At 56.5% G+C, this 18688-nt stretch carries 21 protein-coding genes; 7 read left to right on the top strand and 14 right to left on the bottom strand.

What is annotated here, in order from left to right; genetic code table 11:
• Window positions 1-100: 100 nt before the first annotated feature.
• Window positions 101-1024, bottom strand: coding sequence for a kdo(2)-lipid IV(A) palmitoleoyltransferase (lpxP, locus tag D7S44_RS20760; protein WP_120458123.1), 924 nt, complete (start codon window positions 1022-1024; stop codon window positions 101-103).
• 381 nt (window positions 1025-1405) lie between these two features.
• Window positions 1406-2269, bottom strand: coding sequence for a YicC/YloC family endoribonuclease (locus tag D7S44_RS20755; RefSeq protein ID WP_120458121.1), 864 nt, complete (start codon window positions 2267-2269; stop codon window positions 1406-1408).
• Window positions 2270-2428: 159 nt separating this feature from the next.
• Between D7S44_RS20755 and D7S44_RS20750 the strand changes: the two genes are divergently transcribed.
• Window positions 2429-2860, top strand: a complete 432-nt coding sequence (locus tag D7S44_RS20750; RefSeq protein ID WP_120458119.1) for a DUF3574 domain-containing protein — start codon at window positions 2429-2431, stop codon at window positions 2858-2860.
• A 33-nt stretch (window positions 2861-2893) separates the two neighbouring features.
• Here D7S44_RS20750 and D7S44_RS20745 read toward each other — a convergent pair whose 3' ends face one another.
• Complete coding sequence (locus D7S44_RS20745) at window positions 2894-4078, bottom strand: NupC/NupG family nucleoside CNT transporter (RefSeq protein WP_120458117.1); 1185 nt, start codon at window positions 4076-4078, stop codon at window positions 2894-2896.
• 145 nt (window positions 4079-4223) lie between these two features.
• Between D7S44_RS20745 and rph the strand changes: the two genes are divergently transcribed.
• Both rph and pyrE read left to right on the top strand, forming a co-directional pair.
• Window positions 4224-4940: a ribonuclease PH gene (gene rph, locus D7S44_RS20740; RefSeq protein ID WP_033754298.1), complete on the top strand. Its 717-nt coding sequence runs from the start codon at window positions 4224-4226 to the stop codon at window positions 4938-4940.
• 50 nt (window positions 4941-4990) lie between these two features.
• Entirely contained in the window at window positions 4991-5632 is a 642-nt protein-coding gene (gene pyrE, locus D7S44_RS20735) for an orotate phosphoribosyltransferase (protein ID WP_120458115.1), read from the top strand.
• A 69-nt stretch (window positions 5633-5701) separates the two neighbouring features.
• Here the strand turns inward: pyrE and slmA are convergent, their stop codons facing one another.
• The 3 genes from slmA to coaBC all read right to left on the bottom strand — a co-directional run bounded on the left by slmA (window position 5702) and on the right by coaBC (window position 8066).
• Window positions 5702-6298 (bottom strand): nucleoid occlusion factor SlmA, encoded by a 597-nt coding sequence (slmA, locus tag D7S44_RS20730; protein WP_120458113.1) that lies wholly within the window; start codon window positions 6296-6298, stop codon window positions 5702-5704.
• Between the two features lie 111 nt (window positions 6299-6409).
• Window positions 6410-6868, bottom strand: coding sequence for a dUTP diphosphatase (dut, locus tag D7S44_RS20725; RefSeq protein ID WP_126690255.1), 459 nt, complete (start codon window positions 6866-6868; stop codon window positions 6410-6412).
• The gene (gene coaBC, locus D7S44_RS20720) at window positions 6837-8066 is read right to left on the bottom strand and encodes a bifunctional phosphopantothenoylcysteine decarboxylase/phosphopantothenate--cysteine ligase CoaBC (RefSeq protein ID WP_179256443.1); all 1230 of its coding nucleotides are present in this window, start codon (window positions 8064-8066) and stop codon (window positions 6837-6839) included. Before coaBC ends, dut begins: the two co-directional genes overlap by 32 nt.
• A 184-nt stretch (window positions 8067-8250) precedes the next feature.
• Between coaBC and radC the strand changes: the two genes are divergently transcribed.
• The 4 genes from radC to mutM all read left to right on the top strand — a co-directional run bounded on the left by radC (window position 8251) and on the right by mutM (window position 10445).
• Window positions 8251-8907 carry a RadC family protein gene (radC, locus tag D7S44_RS20715; protein ID WP_120458109.1) on the top strand — a complete coding sequence of 219 codons (657 nt, stop codon included), beginning with the start codon at window positions 8251-8253 and terminating at the stop codon, window positions 8905-8907.
• A 243-nt stretch (window positions 8908-9150) separates the two neighbouring features.
• Window positions 9151-9387, top strand: coding sequence for a 50S ribosomal protein L28 (rpmB, locus tag D7S44_RS20710; protein WP_010616494.1), 237 nt, complete (start codon window positions 9151-9153; stop codon window positions 9385-9387).
• Between the two features lie 11 nt (window positions 9388-9398).
• Entirely contained in the window at window positions 9399-9566 is a 168-nt protein-coding gene (gene rpmG / locus D7S44_RS20705; RefSeq protein ID WP_001051798.1) for a 50S ribosomal protein L33, read from the top strand.
• Between the two features lie 69 nt (window positions 9567-9635).
• Window positions 9636-10445, top strand: a complete 810-nt coding sequence (mutM, locus tag D7S44_RS20700; protein ID WP_120458107.1) for a bifunctional DNA-formamidopyrimidine glycosylase/DNA-(apurinic or apyrimidinic site) lyase — start codon at window positions 9636-9638, stop codon at window positions 10443-10445.
• Here the strand turns inward: mutM and coaD are convergent, their stop codons facing one another.
• The 8 genes from coaD to D7S44_RS20660 all read right to left on the bottom strand — a co-directional run bounded on the left by coaD (window position 10446) and on the right by D7S44_RS20660 (window position 18604).
• Entirely contained in the window at window positions 10446-10925 is a 480-nt protein-coding gene (coaD, locus tag D7S44_RS20695; RefSeq protein ID WP_120458105.1) for a pantetheine-phosphate adenylyltransferase, read from the bottom strand.
• A complete protein-coding gene (locus D7S44_RS20690) occupies window positions 10922-11698 on the bottom strand; it encodes a glycosyltransferase family 2 protein (protein ID WP_120458104.1) in 777 nt (258 codons plus the stop codon). The genes coaD and D7S44_RS20690 overlap by 4 nt, the downstream gene beginning before the upstream one ends.
• Entirely contained in the window at window positions 11698-12972 is a 1275-nt protein-coding gene (waaA, locus tag D7S44_RS20685) for a lipid IV(A) 3-deoxy-D-manno-octulosonic acid transferase (RefSeq protein WP_120458102.1), read from the bottom strand. Before waaA ends, D7S44_RS20690 begins: the two co-directional genes overlap by 1 nt.
• Before the next feature lie 85 nt (window positions 12973-13057).
• Window positions 13058-14191 (bottom strand): glycosyltransferase family 4 protein, encoded by a 1134-nt coding sequence (locus tag D7S44_RS20680; RefSeq protein WP_120458100.1) that lies wholly within the window; start codon window positions 14189-14191, stop codon window positions 13058-13060.
• Complete coding sequence (gene rfaQ / locus D7S44_RS20675; protein ID WP_120458098.1) at window positions 14184-15260, bottom strand: putative lipopolysaccharide heptosyltransferase III; 1077 nt, start codon at window positions 15258-15260, stop codon at window positions 14184-14186. The genes D7S44_RS20680 and rfaQ overlap by 8 nt, the downstream gene beginning before the upstream one ends.
• 72 nt (window positions 15261-15332) lie before the next feature.
• Window positions 15333-16331, bottom strand: coding sequence for a glycosyltransferase (locus D7S44_RS20670; RefSeq protein WP_120458096.1), 999 nt, complete (start codon window positions 16329-16331; stop codon window positions 15333-15335).
• Window positions 16328-17437: a glycosyltransferase family 9 protein gene (locus tag D7S44_RS20665; RefSeq protein ID WP_120458094.1), complete on the bottom strand. Its 1110-nt coding sequence runs from the start codon at window positions 17435-17437 to the stop codon at window positions 16328-16330. The genes D7S44_RS20670 and D7S44_RS20665 overlap by 4 nt, the downstream gene beginning before the upstream one ends.
• 42 nt (window positions 17438-17479) lie before the next feature.
• Complete coding sequence (locus D7S44_RS20660; RefSeq protein WP_120458092.1) at window positions 17480-18604, bottom strand: glycosyltransferase; 1125 nt, start codon at window positions 18602-18604, stop codon at window positions 17480-17482.
• Window positions 18605-18688: the final 84 nt, after the last annotated feature.

Genomic DNA, 18688 nt, shown 5'->3' with positions numbered 1-18688 from the left:
TGCACAAACAGATGAAACCCCATCATTCAGCAATCGGCGGCCGGATGCCAGCCGCACAATGCTAAAAACCGCACCATGATCGCTCATGATGCGGTGTGGATTAAACGTAGAGCGAGGCTTCGCCTGGCGGGCGGGTTTTGAAGCGACGATGCAGCCACAGATACTGCTCTGGCGCCCGCAGGATCTGGCTTTCGATAACTTTATTCATATAGGCGGCAGCAGCGGCCTCATCAGTATGAGGATAGTTCTCCAGTGCCGGATCAATAATCAGCTGGTAGCCGTAGTTATCTGGATTGCGGATCAGCGCGATGGTTAACATCGCCGGATTTGCGAGGCGCGAAAGAACGAATGTGCCATTCGTGGTCGCTGCTTTCTCAACGGCAAACAGTGGGGCGAATACGCTGCCTTTCGGGCCATAATCCTGGTCCGGCGCAAACCATACCGACTCGCCTTTCTTCAGCGCATGAACCATACCGCGCAGATCGCGCCGATCGATCATCGCCTTATTGGATCGCATACGGCCTTTCGTCTGCGCCCACTCCATCGCCCGGTTGTTATGCGGACGGTACATCGCCATCATCGGCTGGCACAAACCACTGATACGACCGCCCAGCTCCAGCGACATAAAGTGCACGCCGATCACCATCACGCCGCGCTTCTGCTCCATGGCGGACTGCAAATGCTGCAGGCCTGACACTTCAAACAGTTTTCTTACCGCGCGATCGGACCAGAACCAGGCGATGCCGGTTTCTGCCAGCGCCATACCCAGCGAAGCGAAGTTACCTGCAATCATGCGCTCAATATCATTCTCAGCAATGCCGGGAAAGCAGAGTTCGATATTGCGTCGCGTAATGCGCTCACGACGTTTTAGAAAATGACGAGAAAGCGTACCGGCATTAGCGCCAAGACGCATTAAAAGAGGATAAGGAAGCTGAACCAGCAGCCACAGAATGCCCAGACCTAGCCAGGTAACCCAGTAGCGTGGATGCAGCATGGAACGGCAAAAAGCTCCGGTCTTTTTCATAGCGCACCTTTATGTGATGAAATGTATGTATCGCATAAAGAAGCACTTCCATAAGTTCCCCAGGCGCTACAGCTTGTAGTCAATCGGACCGGCACATTAGCAAAAAGTGCCGCTAAAGAAAGCGAAACAACAGAATCATATGGAGATGGATGTTTCATCGAATGAGGCATTAAAGCGGGAAGAGATGACAGGGATAATAAAATCCTTTTTTGAAACAGTAGGTTAAAAAACAACTAAAGTGATAGCAGGCAACAAACGCACTAAATTTTAGAGCGGTCCGGAAATGAATGCTTATGGTTATTTACGCAGAATTTACGCAGGACAGCATGGAAAAGTGGTGAAAAGCTCGCGCGAGGCGAGCCGTTTGCAGTTACTGCGTCGTTACTCGATGTTCTGAATCTGCTCGCGCATTTGCTCAATAAGCACCTTCAGTTCAATCGCCGATGCGGTGACGTCCGCATTAATTGACTTCGAACCCAGCGTGTTCGACTCGCGGTTGAACTCCTGCATCATAAAGTCGAGGCGGCGACCGACAGCCTCTTTTTTACCCAGGATGTTATAGGTCTCTTTAACATGGGCTTCAAGGCGATCCAGCTCTTCCGCGACGTCGATACGCTGCGCCATCATCACCAGTTCCTGCTCGAGACGGTTGTTTTCCAGCTGTACTTCCGCTTCTTCCAGCTTCGCGACCAGACGTTCGCGCTGCCATTTCAGGATCTCAGGCATCTGGGTACGCACTTTCGCCACTTCCTGCTTCACACCGTCGAGACGCTGTTCGATCATCGCCTTCAGCGCGGCGCCTTCGCTTTCGCGCGCCACGATAAAGTCATCCAGCGCGCCGTCCAGCGCGCTCAGCAGCTGGGCATTAATCGCATCCAGATCCTGTTCCTGTGCAGACATCACGCCAGGCCAGCGCAAAATTTCCATCGGATTGATGGCGCCTTCGTCACTCTGCATCTTCACCCAGTTAGCGGCCTGCACCAGCTGCTTCGCCAGGGTTTCGTTCAGCATCAGCTCGCCCTGGGCGCCGGGATCGGCGTCAAAGCGCAGGTTGCACTCGATTTTGCCGCGCGTCAGGCGTTGGCGAATACGTTCGCGAATAACCGGCTCCAGACTGCGAAACTGCTCCGGCAGACGGATATAAGTTTCAAGATAACGCTGGTTAACGGAGCGGAGTTCCCAGGCGGCGCTGCCCCAGGTGCCTTTGGCTTCGCGGCGGGCGTAAGCGGTCATACTGCGGATCATAATCGGCTACTCTTTGTCAGAAATTATGCAGCAAGTATAGCGATACCCGCCGCGCGCTAACAGGCATAAGCGCAAGTGCATGCGAATAACGAAACATTTCCGCTTTTGCGGACAGACACTTATGATGGCCGCTGATCGTTTTGATTAAGGATAACGCCAATGTTCCGCTCTGTTGCCCTTTCCATGGCGCTGGCCGCGTTGCTGGCCGGTTGCCAGGCGCCGCGCCCGCCTGCGCCGCCGACTAAACCTGTTGCCGTATGCGCAGGTGGCGAGATGATGATGCAGACTACGCTGTGGTTCGGCCTCAGCAAACCGCAGGGCGGTATGGTGAGCCGCTCCGACTGGCAGCTTTTTCTGGATAAAGAGGTGACGCCGCGCTTCAAAGCAGGCCTGAGCGTTTACGACGCCAGCGGCCAATGGCTGGAGAAAAGCGGAAAGCTGGCGCGCGAGCCGAGCAAGGCGCTACTGCTTATTCATGGGGCGGAAAACGGCGTGAACAGCGATATCGAAGCGCTGCGCACGATTTACAAGCAGCGCTTCGGTCAGGAGTCGGTGATGCGCGTTGATGCGCCAGTATGCGTTGGGTTCTGAGCAAAAACGGCGGCGGTAAGGCCGCCGCAGAGATCAGATAAACAGGCCGGCAAACGCTGCCGACAGCAGACTCACCAGCGTTGAGCCATAAACCAGCTTCCAGCCGAAACGGGACACTACATTGCCCTGTTGTTCATTCAGTCCTTTGATCGCCCCGGCCACGATGCCGATAGAGGCGACGTTAGCGAACGACACCAAAAACACGGAGAGAATGCCCAGACCGCGCGGCGTCATGCCTGCCGCTACCTTTTGCAGCTCAATCATCGCCACGAACTCATTCGCGACCAGCTTGGTCGCCATAATGCTGGCCGCCTGCAGCGCATCCACGGCAGGAATGCCGATCAGCCAGGCAAAAGGATAGAAGACATAGCCAAGAACCTGCTGAAAACTGTAGCCGAACAGCGCGCTGAAGAGCGCATTAACCGCGGCTATCAGCGCGATAAAGCCGATCAGCATCGCCAGAATAATCATCGCAACCTTGAAACCCGCCAGAATGTACTCGCCGAGCATCTCAAAAAAACTTTGCTCTTCATGCAGCTTGTCGAGCTGGATCGCCTGTTCATCCTGCGCTTTGCCGGGGTTGATAATGGAGAGAATAATAAAGGTGCTGAACATATTGAGCAGCAGCGCGGCGACCACATATTTAGGCGCGATCATCGTCATATAGGCGCCGACAATAGAGAGCGACACGGTGGACATCGCTGTGGCGGCCATGGTGTAGAGGCGCTTCGGCGGGATATCGCCCAGAATGCCCTTATAGGCGATAAAGTTCTCTGACTGGCCGAGGATCAGGGTACTGACCGCATTGAATGACTCAAGCTTACCCATGCCGTTTACTTTCGACAGCAGCGTGCCCACCAGCCGAATCAGCAGCGGCAGAATGCGCCAGTGTTGCAGGATGCCGATCAGCGCCGAGATAAATATGATAGGGCAGAGCACGCCGAGGAAGATAAAGGCCAGCCCTTGCTTGCTCATATTGCCAAACACGAAGTCGGTGCCCTGCGCGGCAAAGGTCAGCAGCTTCTCAAAAAAGCCGCTGAAGGCGCTGACCGCCCCCTGTCCGCTGGCGGAGTGCAGGAAAAACCAGCCCAGTGCGGCTTCTACTACGATCAGCTGCACGATATAACGCAGGCGTATCTGTTTGCGGTCATGACTGACCAGCAGCGCAAGGGCGAAAATCACCGCCAGCGCCAGCAGGAAATGAAGAATTGAGGTCATACTTTTTATTTTCAGTGAGTGAGGAAGGCGCATTTAGCCACAGACCGTGCGGAAATTCATCTGCCGCTGTGAAATCCCGTCAGCAAGACAGGCGACGAGGAAGTCCGTATAATGCGCAGCCAATTCATTTCAGCCGGAGATTACCATGCGTCCAGCAGGCCGAAGCGCACAACAGGTGCGTCCCGTCACCCTGACCCGAAACTATACCAAACATGCCGAGGGCTCAGTTTTGGTGGAGTTCGGCGAAACCAAAGTGCTTTGCACTGCTACCGTGGAAGAGAGTGTCCCGCGTTTCCTGAAAGGACAGGGGCAGGGCTGGGTTACCGCTGAATATGGCATGCTGCCGCGTTCCACGCATAGCCGTATGGCGCGTGAGGCGGCAAAAGGCAAACAGGGCGGACGTACGCTGGAGATCCAGCGCCTGATTGCCCGCTCGCTGCGCGCGGCGGTCGATCTCAAAGCGCTGGGCGAATTTACCATCACGCTCGATTGCGACGTGATCCAGGCTGACGGCGGCACGCGTACCGCATCGATTACCGGTGCCTGCGTGGCACTGGCCGATGCGCTGAATAAGCTGGTGGCGGACGGCAAGCTGAAAGCCAACCCGATGAAAGGCATGGTAGCGGCGATCTCCGTCGGCATCGTCGAGGGCGAAGCACGCTGCGATCTGGAGTATGTGGAAGATTCCGCCGCCGAAACCGACATGAACGTCGTGATGCTGGAAGATGGCCGCATGATTGAAGTACAGGGCACGGCGGAAGGCGAGCCGTTCAGCCATGAGGAGCTGCTGTCGCTGCTCGCGCTGGCGCGCGGCGGCATTGAGGAACTGATTCAGGCGCAGAAAGCGGCGCTGAACAACTGATTTAACAGGCGACCAGAGAGTCGCCTTTTTTTTTGTGAGAGGAGTGAGAGATGAAAGCCTGGCAGCGTCAGTTTATTGAATTCGCCCTGAACAAGCAGGTGCTGAAGTTCGGCGAGTTTACCCTGAAGTCTGGCCGTAAAAGCCCCTATTTTTTCAATGCTGGCCTGTTTAACAGCGGTCGCGATCTGGCGCTGCTGGGCCGTTTCTACGCGCAGGCGTTAGTCGATGGCGGCGTCGATTTCGATCTGCTGTTCGGCCCCGCCTATAAAGGTATCCCCATCGCCACGACAACCGCTGTGGCGCTGGCCGACCACCATGATCGCGACGTGCCTTACTGCTTCAACCGCAAAGAGGCGAAAGATCATGGCGAAGGCGGCCTGCTGGTAGGCAGTCCTCTGGCGGGGCGCGTCATGCTGGTGGATGACGTAATCACCGCCGGCACTGCGATCCGTGAATCGATGGATATTATCAACGCGCATAACGCTACGCTGGCGGGCGTGCTGATTTCTCTCGATCGGCAGGAGCGCGGGCGCGGTGATATTTCAGCGATTCAGGAGGTTGAGCGCGACTACAAATGTCAGGTCACCGCCATCATCACCCTGGCAGATCTGATTAGCTATCTGGAAGAGAGGCCGGAAATGGCCGATCATCTGGCGAAGGTGCGCGCCTACCAGAAAGAGTACGGCATTTAACGCTGTGACATTCCCTTTCCCCCGATCGGGAAAGGGAACCCAGCCCGGCTAATGCGAGCAGCAGGCGAACTACACCAGCTGTGCGGCCAGCAGCGGCCAGCGAATATCAAAATCGGCGGTAGGGCGAAAACGGAATTCAGAGCGTACATAACGCGACAGTATGCCTTCGCAAAAAGCCAGTAGCTGGCTCGCCAGCAGCGCCTCATCCGTTTCAAACCCTTCGCCTTCACGCATTCTGCGCTCGCGCATCACCTGACGCAGCTGCGCTTCAATACGCTCAAACAGCTGGTTGATACGCCCCTGAAGGCGATCCTGCTCAAACATCAGCGCGTGGCCAGTCAGAATACGGGTCAGCCCCGGATTACGCTCACCAAAGCCAAGAATCAATTGCACGATAAGACGCAGACGCGCCATCGTCTCTTTTTCATCTTTCAGGATCAGATTGATGCGGGTAATCAGACTGTCTTCAATAAACTCAATCAGGCTGTCGAACATGCGCGTTTTGCTGGGAAAGTGGCGATAGAGCGCCGCTTCAGAAACGCCGACGTTTGCCGCCAGCTTGGCGGTAGTGATGCGCTGGCTACCGTCACTGGACTCCAGCATTTGCGCCAACGCCTGCAAAATTTCTTCGCGACGGTTCCGTTTGGCGAGTTTTTTTTCTGCCATGACCTTAAAAACCCCTGAAATTCACCTTAAGCAGGCACACCTTCCTGTCAGCCCTAAGCGCGAAACTTAAGGCTGATAAGAAATAAACAGATGGTTAAGAAAAAATGGGCGTTACTGGCGACCTGAATGGCCGAAACCGCCGTCCCCGCGGGCGCTGGCGTCAAAATCCTCCACCAGGTTGAACTCCGCCTGCACCACCGGTACGAAGACCAGTTGCGCAAGGCGATCCCCTGGCTGCAGCGTAAAGCTCTGCTGGCCGCGGTTCCACACCGATACCATTAGCTGGCCCTGATAGTCGGAGTCGATCAGGCCGACCAGATTGCCCAGCACGATGCCGTGCTTATGGCCAAGACCGGAGCGCGGCAGGATAACCGCCGCCAGGCTGGGATCGCCGATGTGAATCGCGAGGCCAGTCGGCACCAGCGTAGTCATGCCGGGTGCGATTTCCAGCGCGCTGTCCAGACAGGCGCGTAAATCAAGCCCGGCCGAGCCGGAGGTGGCATACGTAGGCAGCGGAAACTCTGCGCCCACGCGCGCATCAAGAATCTTTACGTCGATTTTTTTCATCATAAAGGCGGACAATCTCGTCTAATAAATGTTGGCCAAGGAGCGTCTTATCGCTGAGCGGCAAGCGTTTTTCTCCCTCCTGCCAAAAAAGGTGGAGCGCGTTAGTATCGCTGTTAAATCCCTGTCCGGCTTTCGCCACGTCATTGGCGCAGATCAGGTCCAGATTTTTTCTTACCCGCTTTTGTCGTGCGTATTCTTCCACATTCTGGGTTTCAGCGGCAAATCCAACCACATAAGGTCGGCCCTGCTGCATCGCGGCGACGCCCGCCACGATATCCGGGTTTTTCACCAGCTGGAGCGTGACGGTATCGTCTTCGCCGCCCTGTTTTTTCATCTTTTCCGCCGCAATGGTCGCGGCGCGGTAATCCGCTACGGCGGCGCTGGCGATAAAAATCTGCTGTTGCGCCGCTTCAGCCATCACAGCAGCTTCCATTTCCAGTGCCGACGTGACGTCAATGCGCTTTACCGCAGGCGGCGTCGGCAGGGTTACCGGACCGGTCACCAGCGTCACGCTGGCGCCACGACTGGCGGCGGCGGCGGCGATGGCGAAACCCATCTTGCCGGAGCTGTGGTTGCTGATGTAGCGCACCGGGTCGAGCGCTTCGCGCGTCGGACCGGCGGTAATCATAATGTTGAGATGTTGCAGATCGTTGACTGACGACGCCCATTGCGCCGCGTAGTCGACAATGGCCAGCGGATCGAGCATGCGTCCTGGCCCTACATCGCCGCACGCCTGGCTGCCGCTGTCGGGTCCCCAAATCAGCAGGCCGCGCGCTTCAAGCTGCTGCAGGTTATGCTGGGTGACGGCGGCGCGATACATCTGCTGGTTCATCGCCGGCACCACGGCAACGGGGGCGGCGGTGGCGAGACAAGCGGTCGTCACCAGGTCGTTAGCCATGCCCGCGTTCAGACGAGCGATAAGGTCGGCTGACGCTGGCGCCAGCACCACCAGATCCGCCCATTTCGCCAGTTCGATATGGCCCATCGCCGCTTCGGCAGCAGGATCGAGCAGGTCTTCGAATACCGCATGGCCGGAAACGGCCTGCAGGCTGAGCGGCGTAATAAAGGCTTTGGCGGCGGGCGTCATCATCACGCGCACCTCAGCGCCGCGATCGCGCAGGCGGCGCACCAGCTCGGGCGTTTTATACGCGGCGATGCCGCCGCTTACGCCAAGCAGAATTTTTTTTCCGGCTAATCCCATCATGCTGTAGGCCTCGTTTCGCTGGAAGCCGCGTCAGGCGCGGCTGGGTGGCAGGACTGTATCATAAAACCGACCCCGCACCTTTTCACCTCCTGCGTTTGCGAGCCGCCTCGTAAATTCGGCAGAAGTTACTGGTTAAGTATACAGTATTTAACCATGATGTCGTCAACGGCAGGAGGCATTTATGGACAATATGACACCACGGGAAAAGTTGCGGTTGATGGGTGCAGAGGCGTTAAGCGACGTCGAACTGCTGGCGATCTTTCTTCGCACAGGGACGGTCGGTGCGAATGTCATGACGCTGGCGCAGCAGATGCTGCAGCGGTTCGGTTCGCTTTATCACATTATGACCGCCGGGCCGGCGGAGTTTGACGAGATAAAAGGCGTCGGCGCTGCGAAGCTGGCGCAGCTGCATGCTATCGCTGAACTGGCGCGGCGCTTTTTCGCCAGCCAGATGGCGCGGGAAGATGTGATGGCGAACCCGCAGGTGACGCGACACTATCTGCAGGGCGTGCTGGCGCATCAGGAGCGGGAGATTTTTATGGCGCTGTTTCTTGATAATCAGCACCGTGTCTTGCAGGCGCAGAAAATATTTATGGGATCCATTAACAGCGTCGAGGTGCATCCGCGTGAAATCGTGCGCGAGGCGCTGAAGCTTAACGCGGCGGCGATTATTCTGGCGCATAATCATCCTTCCGGAATGGCGGAACCCAGCCGCGCCGATCGCCATATTACGCACAAAGTAAGCGCGGCCTGCGCCCTGCTTAATATACGTCTGCTCGATCATCTGGTGATTGGTCACGGCGAATATGTCTCTTTTGCGGAGCGCGGCTGGCTGTAAAAAGCCTCCCTTGCCAGGTGCAGATGGCGGGTTTTTGCACGATCTTCAGGGATCTTTATCTGTTCGGGACTTGAGCACTTGCGCTGAGCGGCGTATACTACGCCACCTTTGAGAATCTCGGGTTTGGCGTTTGGGCCAGCTTAGCGGGTTCACATGGAACTCGCCTGGCGGGCTATGAGCCTGACGAGGCGGCCAAGACCTAGTTTTTAAAGCTCGAGCTGATTTGATTTTTGGAGAATAGACATGTCACGAGTCTGCCAGGTAACTGGAAAGCGTCCGGTGACCGGTAACAACCGTTCCCACGCAATGAACGCGACGAAACGCCGTTTCCTTCCGAACCTGCACTCACACCGTTTCTGGGTTGAGAGCGAGAAGCGCTTCGTTACTCTGCGTGTATCTGCTAAAGGTATGCGTGTTATTGATAAAAAGGGCATCGATACGGTTCTGGCCGAAATCCGCGCCCGTGGTGAGAAGTACTAAGGAACTGAATCATGGCTAAAGGTATTCGTGAGAAGATCAAGCTGGTTTCCTCTGCTGGTACAGGTCACTTCTATACCACCACGAAGAACAAACGTACTAAACCTGAGAAGCTGGAACTGAAAAAGTTCGATCCGGTTGTACGTCAGCACGTGATCTACAAAGAAGCCAAAATTAAATAATTTTGGTGTTCTGTGAAAAACCCGGCTTCGGCCGGGTTTTTTGTTTTTGCCGCTTTTTGAGGAGAGAACATGCCGGAATTACCCGAGGTCGAAACCAGCCGACGCGGCATAGAACCGCATCTGGTGGGCGAAAAAATTCTACATGCGGTGGTGCGTAATTCGCGTCTGCGCTGGCCGGTGTCGCAGGAGATCCATGCGCTCAGCGACCAGCCTGTGCTGAGCGTGCAGCGCCGCGCCAAATATTTGCTGCTGGAGCTGCCCCACGGCTGGATCATCATCCATCTTGGCATGTCCGGCAGTTTGCGCGTGCTGCCGGAAGAGCAGCCCGCCGCGAAGCATGACCATGTCGATTTAGTGATGAGCAACGGCAAAGTGCTGCGCTACACCGATCCGCGCCGCTTTGGCGCCTGGCTGTGGAGCACCGATCCCGAAGGGAGCAACGTGCTGGCGCATCTGGGGCCTGAACCACTCAGCGACGCCTTTAGCGGCGACTATCTCTATCAAAAGTCGCGCGGCAAGCGCACGGCGGTAAAGCAGTGGCTAATGGATAATAAAGTGGTCGTCGGCGTCGGCAATATCTACGCCAGCGAATCGCTGTTCACTGCCGGGATCCTGCCCGATCGTCCGGCAATGAGCCTGAGCGATGAAGAGGCGCAGCGTCTGGCCGCGACCATTAAGGCCGTACTGCTGCGTTCCATAGAGCAGGGCGGTACGACGCTGCGCGACTTCTTACAGAGCGACGGCAAGCCAGGGTATTTTGCTCAGGAGCTGCAGGTTTATGGACGCGCTGGCGAACCCTGCCGCGCCTGCGGTACGCCGATTGTCAGCGGTAAGCACGGGCAGCGCAGCACCTTCTGGTGCCCCAACTGCCAGCGTTAATCAGGCCAGCTTCGCCAGCAGCGCCTGGAGCACATGCGGCGGCAGAAAGGCGCTCACGTCGCCACCGTGGCGCGCTACCTCTTTTACCAGTGAAGAAGAGATAAAAGAGAAGCCTTCGGTCGGCATCAGGAACACGCTCTCCAGCGTCGGCAGCAAATGGCGATTCATATGGGCGAGCTGCATCTCATATTCAAAGTCGGACACCGCACGCAGGCCGCGCACCAGTACGTTGGCCTGCTGCGTCCGGGCGAAGTTCGCCATCAGATCGCTAAATCCCACTACCTCGACGTTTGGCAGATGCGCCACCATGCTGCGTGCCAGATCGACGCGCTCTTCCAGAGTAAACATCGGCTTCTTGCTCGGACTGGCGGCGACTGCCATAACTACCTGATTAAACATCTGCGCGGCGCGCGTCACGATATCAAGATGGCCGAGCGTGACGGGGTCGAAGGTTCCGGGATAAATCGCTTTAGTGCTCATAGACGGCCTTTATCTGCGGCATGATTCAGCGCCCACAGCGCGGAATATTTGTTGAAAGTGTACTGCGCGTTGACCACGGCCAGAATCCATCCCTGTTTGCCGTCGAGAAAGCCTGCGCGCAGCAGCAGCGTCTTCATAAAAGCGCCTAGCGTATGGGTAAATATCGAGAAGAGGCCGCAGCGCTTGCCGCGCTGGTGACGCTCCTGTGCCCAGGCTGCGGCGTAGGCCAGCTGCTTTTGCTGGAAAATAATAAGGTCACGACAGGTCAGATGCTGCAGATCGCCCTGCAGCCGGACGACCGGCGCACCCTGCGTTTCCAGCGATTCATGCACCAGGTTGTCGTTATAGTTCAGCGCGCGCGGATAGAGGCGCATCACGCGATCCGGATACCAGCCGCTGTGGCGCATAAAGCGGCCGAGAAAAAGGTTGCTGCGGTTCAGGCTGTAGACGGTCGCCGAGGGTGGCTGCGTTAGCACCGCCTCAATACTGGCGCGCAGTGTCGGCGTAACGCGCTCGTCGGCATCGATCATCAGAATCATATCGCCGCTGGCGTAGCGCTGCGCGCGCTGGCGCTGTTTGCCGAAACCGGCCCACGCCTCGGCATGATAGACCTTTGCGCCAGCCTGGCGGGCAATCTCGGCGGTCTCATCGCTGCTGCCGGAGTCCAGCAGGATAATTTCATCCGCCCAGCTGACCGAGGCGAGACAGTCGGGCAGTAGCGCCGCTTCATTTTTGGCGATCATTACCACAGAAAGACGTTGGCGAGCGGTCATCAGTGGGCCCGTGGCGGTAAATGAGGTTCGAGTAACTGTAGCAGACGCTGCAATGCGCCCTGGTTCTGGTGCAGCACCTCGACCGCGTGGCGACCGTAGTAGAGTCGGTAATCCTCATCCTGAAGCAGATTGGTCACTTCTTTCTCCAGCGATACAACGTCGGTCACGGTAATCAGGCCCTGCGCCTGCTGCAGCTTGCTGCAGATATCTTTGAAGTTCCAGGTATGCGGCCCCATCAGCACCGGAATGGCGTGCGCGGCAGGCTCCAGCGGATTGTGTCCGCCGCGCTCTACCAGGCTGCCGCCGACAAAGGCGAGATCGGCAATGCCGTAGAGCAGCATCAGTTCGCCCATGGTGTCGCCGATAACAACCTGCGTCGAGCCGGAGGGGATTTCGCCGCTGCTGCGCAGGATAAAGCTGAAGTTGCGTTTTTGCGTCAGATCGCGCGCGTCGCTGAAGCGCTCCGGATGGCGAGGTACCAGAATTAGCAGCAGGTCGGGAAAAGTCTGCAGCAGACGACGATGCGCATCGAGCACAATCGCCTCTTCCCCTTCATGGGTGCTGGTGGCGATCCAGACCGGACGGCGCGGCGCCCACTGACGACGCAGCGTAATTGCTCTGGCGGCCAGCTCAGGCGTGACGGAAATATCGAATTTCAGGCTGCCGGTGACCGCCAGCTGCGAGCGTTTCAGGCCCAGCGCCAGAAAGCGATCGCCATCTTCCGCATTCTGTGCGGCGATAAGGGTGATGCGCTGCAACAGGTCGCGCATAAAGCCGCCCAGCTTGCGATAACCTTTAGAAGAACGTTCCGACAGGCGGGCATTGGCGATCACCAGCGGAATCTGACGCTGATGCAGAATACGAATAATGTTGGGCCACAGCTCGGTTTCCATGATGATCACCAGACGCGGATTGACCGTGTCGAGGAAACGATTAATGGCACCCGGCAGATCGTAAGGCAGATAAACGTGATGCACATCTTTGCCGAACGCCGACTGCGCCCGCTCAGAGCCGGTCGGCGTCATGGTGGTCACGGTAATCGGCAGGGTGGGATAGCGATGGCGTAGCGCGCGCACTAACGGAATCGCCGCCAGGGTTTCACCGACGGAAACTGAGTGCAGAACAATGCCGTCCGGCTCCACTTTTCCCGTGCAGTAGCCGTAGCGCTCTGCCCAGCGTTTACGGTACGCCGGCGCTTTACGGCCGCGCAGCCAGAGGCGCAGCCAGATGAGCGGCTGAATAAGATAGAGCAGAACGGTATAGAGGGTTGTCATAGTTATCGTTTCGACAGCCTGGCAGAAAAAATTTCACATAAATCAATCTATGTTATCAGAAAGCCTAAATACGCTCATCACTTTGTCAGCGACGCGACAGAACCTGCTGATAAAGCGAAGTCAGCGACTGCGCAAGACGCTGAGGTCCGTAGGGCTCAATTCTGCGCCTTGCAGCTTCGCCCAGACGCGAATCAGCCGAAAGGGCTGGTATCGCCATAATAGCCTGATTCAACGCGTTGATATCTAACGCATCGCAAACGAAGCCTTCCTGACCAGCGGTAATAAATTCCGCGCCGCCGCAGCCGGTGCTGGTGATCACCGGCAGGCCGCAGGCCATTGCCTCCAGCACGACATTGGGGAAAGGATCGTAGAGCGTCGGCAACAGCAGCCCGTCGGCGGCGTGGTAAAAAGGCTGCACATCCTGCTGCACGCCGACAAAGCGCAGTCGGTCGAGACAGTTCAGCTGATTCGCCAGCTGCTGATAGCGCGACAGCTGCTTGTCCTGTCCGACTACGATCAGATAGCGGTCGCTGTTCGCCAGCGCCTCAATTGCCGCCTTCAACCCTTTACGCTCGAAGCCGGAGCCGACGTAGATCAGTACAGTGGCGCTGTCCGGCAGCTGCAGCTGCTGACGCGTGGCATGGCGGCTCGCCTCACTGGCGGGCTGGAAGCGCTGAGCATCAATGGCGTTATGGATAACATGGATTTTCTCCGCGCTCAGCGAAAAGCAGCGCAGGATGTCGCGCTTGACCATCTCGGAGTTGCAGATCACCGCTTTCAGAGAGGAAGCGTTAAACATTTCCGCTTCCGCGCGTAGCACATAGCGATGATAGGGGCTGAGCGCGGTGCTCATACGCTGCCACGGCGAGACGATGCGCGCCCGCTGCTCCAGCCAGACGCGATGCACGCCGTCGCCGGCGCGAAAAATATCGCAGCCCGCGATGCGCTCGTGGCTCTGAACGATATCGAACCGCTCTTTTTCCCAGCAGGCGCGCGCTGCGCGCGCAAAGCCGCGCTCACGCGAAATACGGCCCAGCTTAGGCGGATTGCAGATATGCAGATGCCAGTCGGGATTGGGCGTGCCCTGCCAGCTGCGCGTGATGATATTGAGATCCAGCTGCTCGCTGCCGAGCGCTTCGAGCGCGCGTGATATAAAACGTTCGGCGCCGCCGTCGGGACGGTATTTTTGCCGGACGATCGCCAGGCGTAATTTAGTCATGTAGGTACGTCCTTGCCGCCTCGACCACATCGTCGACCGGAATGGCACTGAGATAACGCTGGCGGGTATTAGTATCGATGGCGTCGGGATCGGGCAGCGGGCCGTAATCGCCCGCCCAGATGACGTGGTTATGCTCGCCCCAGGGCCGCCAGAACTGAAGCTTGGTCGGGCCGAACAGCGCGATGCAGGGCGTGTCGAGCGCGGCGGCCATATGCATCGGCGCGGAGTCCACGCCGATAAAAAGCCGGGCGCGGTCAATCAGCGCCGCCAGCTGGGGCAGCGTGAGCTGGCCCGCCAGGGATACCAGATTCGGCGTCGTGCAGAGCGCCTGGATGCGCGCGATCATCTCCATTTCATGCTTGTCGGGCGCGGCGGTCAGCACCACTTTGCAGTTCGCCTGCGCCAGCTGGTCGATAGTCGCGGCGACCTTCTCCTCTTCCCAGCACTTAAAATTCCAGCGCGAGGTGGGCTGTACGACGATAAAAGCGGCATCAACACCCTGTTCAGTCAGCAGCGCTTCGACTTTTTGTCCATCGACGGCGCTGTAATGCATAGAAACGCGCGCGCCTTGCGGTGAAATGCCGAGCGGCGTCAGCGCCGTCATATTCTGCTCAACCGTATGAAGCTGATTATGGTTGCGGGTCGGCACCAGAGCGTTGTGACAGAGCCGCCAGAATGCGTTGTTGCGCTTATTGAAGGCAAAGCCGATACGCAGCGGCGCGCCGCTGAACAGGGTAATCAGCGCGCTGCGCCATTGATCGGCGAGATTGATGACGACGTCATAATGGCTGGCGCGAACGGCGGCAAGCAGATCGCGCTCGTGGCGCAGTTTGCGCCAGCTTCCTTCCTGCTTCCACTTGCGGTCGATAACGTGCAGCTGGCGAATCGCCGGATGCGCTTCCAGCATCGGACGTGTCTCTTTGTAGAGCAGCACGTCGATATTGGCCTGGGGATAACGCTGGCGCAGCGCGTTGATAACCGGCGTAGTAAGCAGCATATCGCCGTGGTGGCGCAGCTTGATTAGCAAAATATTGTGTGGGGTAACGTCTGCGTGAGTCGGGTTTGCCATACACAAATGCTCTTAATTTTCAGTGAGGCGATTGTAGGGCAAACCCTTAAGAGGTGAAACCTGCGGCGGCGGTTATTTGTCTCGCCAGCGCCAGAGGCGACTCAGCCACAGCAGCAGTTGATACCACTGCTTGATGCCGCGCGCATTACGCAGCATACGCAGATGCGTTTTGCTGGTGAATATATCGTTGATTATCGCCTGCTTCGCTGCCGGATCGGGCTCGCGGCGCACGCAGTGGCAGACGCTGAGCGCTTCGTGGGTGATTTGTGCATGAAAAGCCGGATAAATCGTCACGCTCTCTTTATAGCGCGCGTTGATCTCCTCCAGCATGCGGGCGATCTTCAGATAGTGGCGCTGATACTCCACGTTGCGCTGACCGGTACGTTTGCGGTTGCTGATTGAAGCGTCGTGCAGATAGTAGCGATAAAATACCTGATCGGTATAGCGGACGCGCCGTGCGTTGAACATAAACTCGGTGGTCCAGGGAATATCCTGATGATGCAAACCCGGCTCAAACCAGAGCTGCTTCTGCTCGATCAATGATCGGCGATAGATGCCCAGCCAGACCACATGCAGGTAGCGCCGCGTTTTCAGCGCGGTATTGAGCCACTCCGCGCCGCTCAGCACCGGCGTGCTGCGCAGGCGATCCAGCGGAATTATCGGCCTGGTACGCTGGTCGCGCTGGAAAAACCACTCGGCATTACACTGCGCTGCGTCGAGATCGTCCTCTTCCGCTATTGCCACCAGGGTTTTATACATCTCTGGCTGCATGGTGTCGTCCGAGTCCGGGAAGGTGACATATTTGCCGCGCGCGACGCGCAGTCCGGCGTTGCGCGCGCGCGACACGCCGCCGTTTTCCTGGTGAATAACAGTGATATGGGGGTATTGAGCCGCATACGCATCGGCGCGCGCGCCGGAATCGTCGGTGGAGCCGTCATTGACGATAATGATTTCCAGCGAGGTCAGCGTCTGCGCCAGTAGCGACTGCATAAAGGCATCGAACATTTCGCCCGCGTTGTACATGGGGGAAATGATGCTGAGCAAAGGAGAATAATCAGGCTTTCCTGTCATATTGTCTGTTTGTTTTTCCGTCGCGCCAGCTGCTTGTCCAGCCTGGCGGAAATAAAATCGTGAATATCGTTAAGCTTGCGCTGGTCCAGTTTATACAACTGTTCAGCTGGTTGATGGAACTGATAAAGCGCATCAAACACAAAGGAAGAGGGGGCAATGTGGTCAGGGCCAATCAATAAGACATCGCCAAGCGGGCGTTGCTCCTCTACGCTACAGGGGCCGTATATCAAAATAACAGGCACCTGCTGCGCGTCGGCGATATAGACATTTCCGGAGTCTGAAGCGACATAAAAATCCATTTCGCGGATGGCGGCCGGCAGGCTTTCCAGCGGCACTTTTCCCACCAGATTGACAATATTTTCTCGCTCGCCGGTCACCTTAAAAAGCTCCTGCATACGAGTCTGCTCATTGGGCGCGCCAAACGCATAAAAAGTACAAGGCAGATCATCCAGACTGTCGAAAAGGGTTTTCCAGATAGCTGGAGGGATCGTTTTGGCCTGATTGCCGGCGGTAATGCTAAAGCCAATCTTTGCCCCCTGACCAGAAAAAATCTCTTCCGGCAGGACGTCAGGTTGCCAGAGAGGGCGGGTGGCGTGTCTGGGATAGCTCTCTTTGGTAAAAGAGCGATCAGCCAGTTTTAAATAATTTTCTACCGTCAGCGTGTTTTTTTCATGACTGACGACACCGCTGGCGGTCAGGTAGAACAGGTTTTGATAAGCTTTGCGTTTATAAGTGGTTAAAAACTGCTTATTGCTGGCGTTGCAGCAGGAGGCAATAAATAAATTCAGATTGTTGGGATGCAGAAGGTAGATGTTGTCGTAACGGTTGAGAAGCAGCCATACCAGCCTGAATTTCTTGATCAGGCTCCTTTTGTAATCCTCAATATACCAGAGGCTTTCCAGCGTATCGTCACGCTCCGCCAGTGGCGCAACGCTGCGGCTTAACAGCGCATCGCTTTTTTGCAGATGTGCCAGCAGCGGCGTGATGTTAACGAAGTCGCCAATTTTCGCTGTCTGAATCACCAGGTTTTTACCCTTTCGCGGATGCAGCAGCTTCATCACCCACTTTACTGGCAAAAAAAGCAGAAAAAGTATTACGTAATTCAAAATGTTTTCCCTTTATCCGGTCACGCCGAAAGGGAGACCTTCTTAGCTCATTAGTTGCGGAGCGGCGGATAATTCCTTATGTGGCGGCTGCGCAAGCTGCAGGTACTGTTCACAAATAACGGAGAGACTATAAATGCTTAGGTCGAGATGATGCAACTCAGGCGGGTAATGATAAATTTCATGCATTTTTTTCGCCAGAGAGGCGGCGTTCAAATCAGCGAGACCCCGTGACAAGTCATTAGTCAGAATCGTTGCTGGTCCGCCCGGGCAGCGGGTGCTGACGACCGGCGTCTGACAGATCAGCGCTTCCACCAAAACATTGCCGAACCCTTCGCTGTCAGAGCTGACAACCAGCAGCCGGGCATGGCGTATCCAGGGATAAGGGTTTGCCTGAAATCCCTGAAAAATAACGCGCTCTGCAATACCCAGCTTTTTCGCCTGCTGGCGCAACTGCGCCTCGCGCTCAGGACGACCCTGGCCCAACAGCACAAGCGGAGCTGCAATGCCGCTTTGCGCATAAGCCTCAAGAAGCCGGTCATGACGTTTGGTTTCGTGGAAGCGGCCCACATGCAGGATAAAATCGGTGCCTGCAAGCGGGCAGGGTTTTGCCGCAAGCTGTTTTATTAGCTCAAAATCAAACGGGTTGGCGATAACGCGCGTGCGGCTGGGCCTGACGCCAATATTCTCAATTAAATCTTCAAGCACATAAGGCGAGACGGCAATAAGCTGACGATTTTGATAAACATGACGTATTTTTAATCGCTTCAGCCAGAGTGAAAAACCTGATTTCCTGGCCAGATAGGATGCGGAAAAGACGCCATGCAGGCAGTGCCATATTTTTGTCTGATCAAGCACGCGTGAATGTTTAACGATGCGATCGGTCTTGTGGAGGTGTGAAAACACCAGATCGAAATCGCCTTTTGTACTCTGTGACTGTACAACTGCCTGATCAAGGAGCTGCGCACGGCGATGCGTTTCAGTAAGCTTGCGCCAGGGAAGTTTACAGCGATCCTTAACGACCTGATAATCAACGCCATCCGGGATAGGGTAGTCGCATACGCTGCGCAAAGAGAAAAGGGAGACGCGATGTCCCTGATTAACCAGACCTTCCGCCAGTGTCAGTACGACTTTCTCAGCGCCTCCGCCGGGTAAGCCATCAATGATCATCAGTATGCGTTTCGACAAAATACCTACCTCAAATTGCCAGCCTTTACAGAGTTAAATACAAGGCTGCTTCGACCTGGCAGAAAA

This window comes from Pantoea piersonii (genome assembly GCF_003612015.1).
GTDB lineage: Bacteria > Pseudomonadota > Gammaproteobacteria > Enterobacterales > Enterobacteriaceae > Pantoea > Pantoea piersonii.
Note: the sequence above shows the minus strand (reverse complement) of the source record. Positions and strands in the feature narration are given on the sequence as shown.

Coding starts and splice junctions, on each gene's coding strand:
- dut (WP_126690255.1), bottom strand. CDS start 6,868: ATGATGAAAAAAATCGACGTAAAGATTCTTGATGCGCGCGTGGGCGCA.
- pyrE (WP_120458115.1), top strand. CDS start 4,991: ATGAAAGCCTGGCAGCGTCAGTTTATTGAATTCGCCCTGAACAAGCAG.
- D7S44_RS20745 (WP_120458117.1), bottom strand. CDS start 4,078: ATGACCTCAATTCTTCATTTCCTGCTGGCGCTGGCGGTGATTTTCGCC.
- D7S44_RS20750 (WP_120458119.1), top strand. CDS start 2,429: ATGTTCCGCTCTGTTGCCCTTTCCATGGCGCTGGCCGCGTTGCTGGCC.
- D7S44_RS20680 (WP_120458100.1), bottom strand. CDS start 14,191: ATGACTAAATTACGCCTGGCGATCGTCCGGCAAAAATACCGTCCCGAC.
- waaA (WP_120458102.1), bottom strand. CDS start 12,972: ATGACAACCCTCTATACCGTTCTGCTCTATCTTATTCAGCCGCTCATC.
- rph (WP_033754298.1), top strand. CDS start 4,224: ATGCGTCCAGCAGGCCGAAGCGCACAACAGGTGCGTCCCGTCACCCTG.
- D7S44_RS20670 (WP_120458096.1), bottom strand. CDS start 16,331: ATGACAGGAAAGCCTGATTATTCTCCTTTGCTCAGCATCATTTCCCCC.
- lpxP (WP_120458123.1), bottom strand. CDS start 1,024: ATGAAAAAGACCGGAGCTTTTTGCCGTTCCATGCTGCATCCACGCTAC.
- coaBC (WP_179256443.1), bottom strand. CDS start 8,066: ATGGGATTAGCCGGAAAAAAAATTCTGCTTGGCGTAAGCGGCGGCATC.
- slmA (WP_120458113.1), bottom strand. CDS start 6,298: ATGGCAGAAAAAAAACTCGCCAAACGGAACCGTCGCGAAGAAATTTTG.
- rfaQ (WP_120458098.1), bottom strand. CDS start 15,260: ATGGCAAACCCGACTCACGCAGACGTTACCCCACACAATATTTTGCTA.
- radC (WP_120458109.1), top strand. CDS start 8,251: ATGGACAATATGACACCACGGGAAAAGTTGCGGTTGATGGGTGCAGAG.
- mutM (WP_120458107.1), top strand. CDS start 9,636: ATGCCGGAATTACCCGAGGTCGAAACCAGCCGACGCGGCATAGAACCG.
- D7S44_RS20755 (WP_120458121.1), bottom strand. CDS start 2,269: ATGATCCGCAGTATGACCGCTTACGCCCGCCGCGAAGCCAAAGGCACC.
- D7S44_RS20690 (WP_120458104.1), bottom strand. CDS start 11,698: ATGACCGCTCGCCAACGTCTTTCTGTGGTAATGATCGCCAAAAATGAA.
- rpmG (WP_001051798.1), top strand. CDS start 9,399: ATGGCTAAAGGTATTCGTGAGAAGATCAAGCTGGTTTCCTCTGCTGGT.
- rpmB (WP_010616494.1), top strand. CDS start 9,151: ATGTCACGAGTCTGCCAGGTAACTGGAAAGCGTCCGGTGACCGGTAAC.
- coaD (WP_120458105.1), bottom strand. CDS start 10,925: ATGAGCACTAAAGCGATTTATCCCGGAACCTTCGACCCCGTCACGCTC.
- D7S44_RS20660 (WP_120458092.1), bottom strand. CDS start 18,604: ATGATCATTGATGGCTTACCCGGCGGAGGCGCTGAGAAAGTCGTACTG.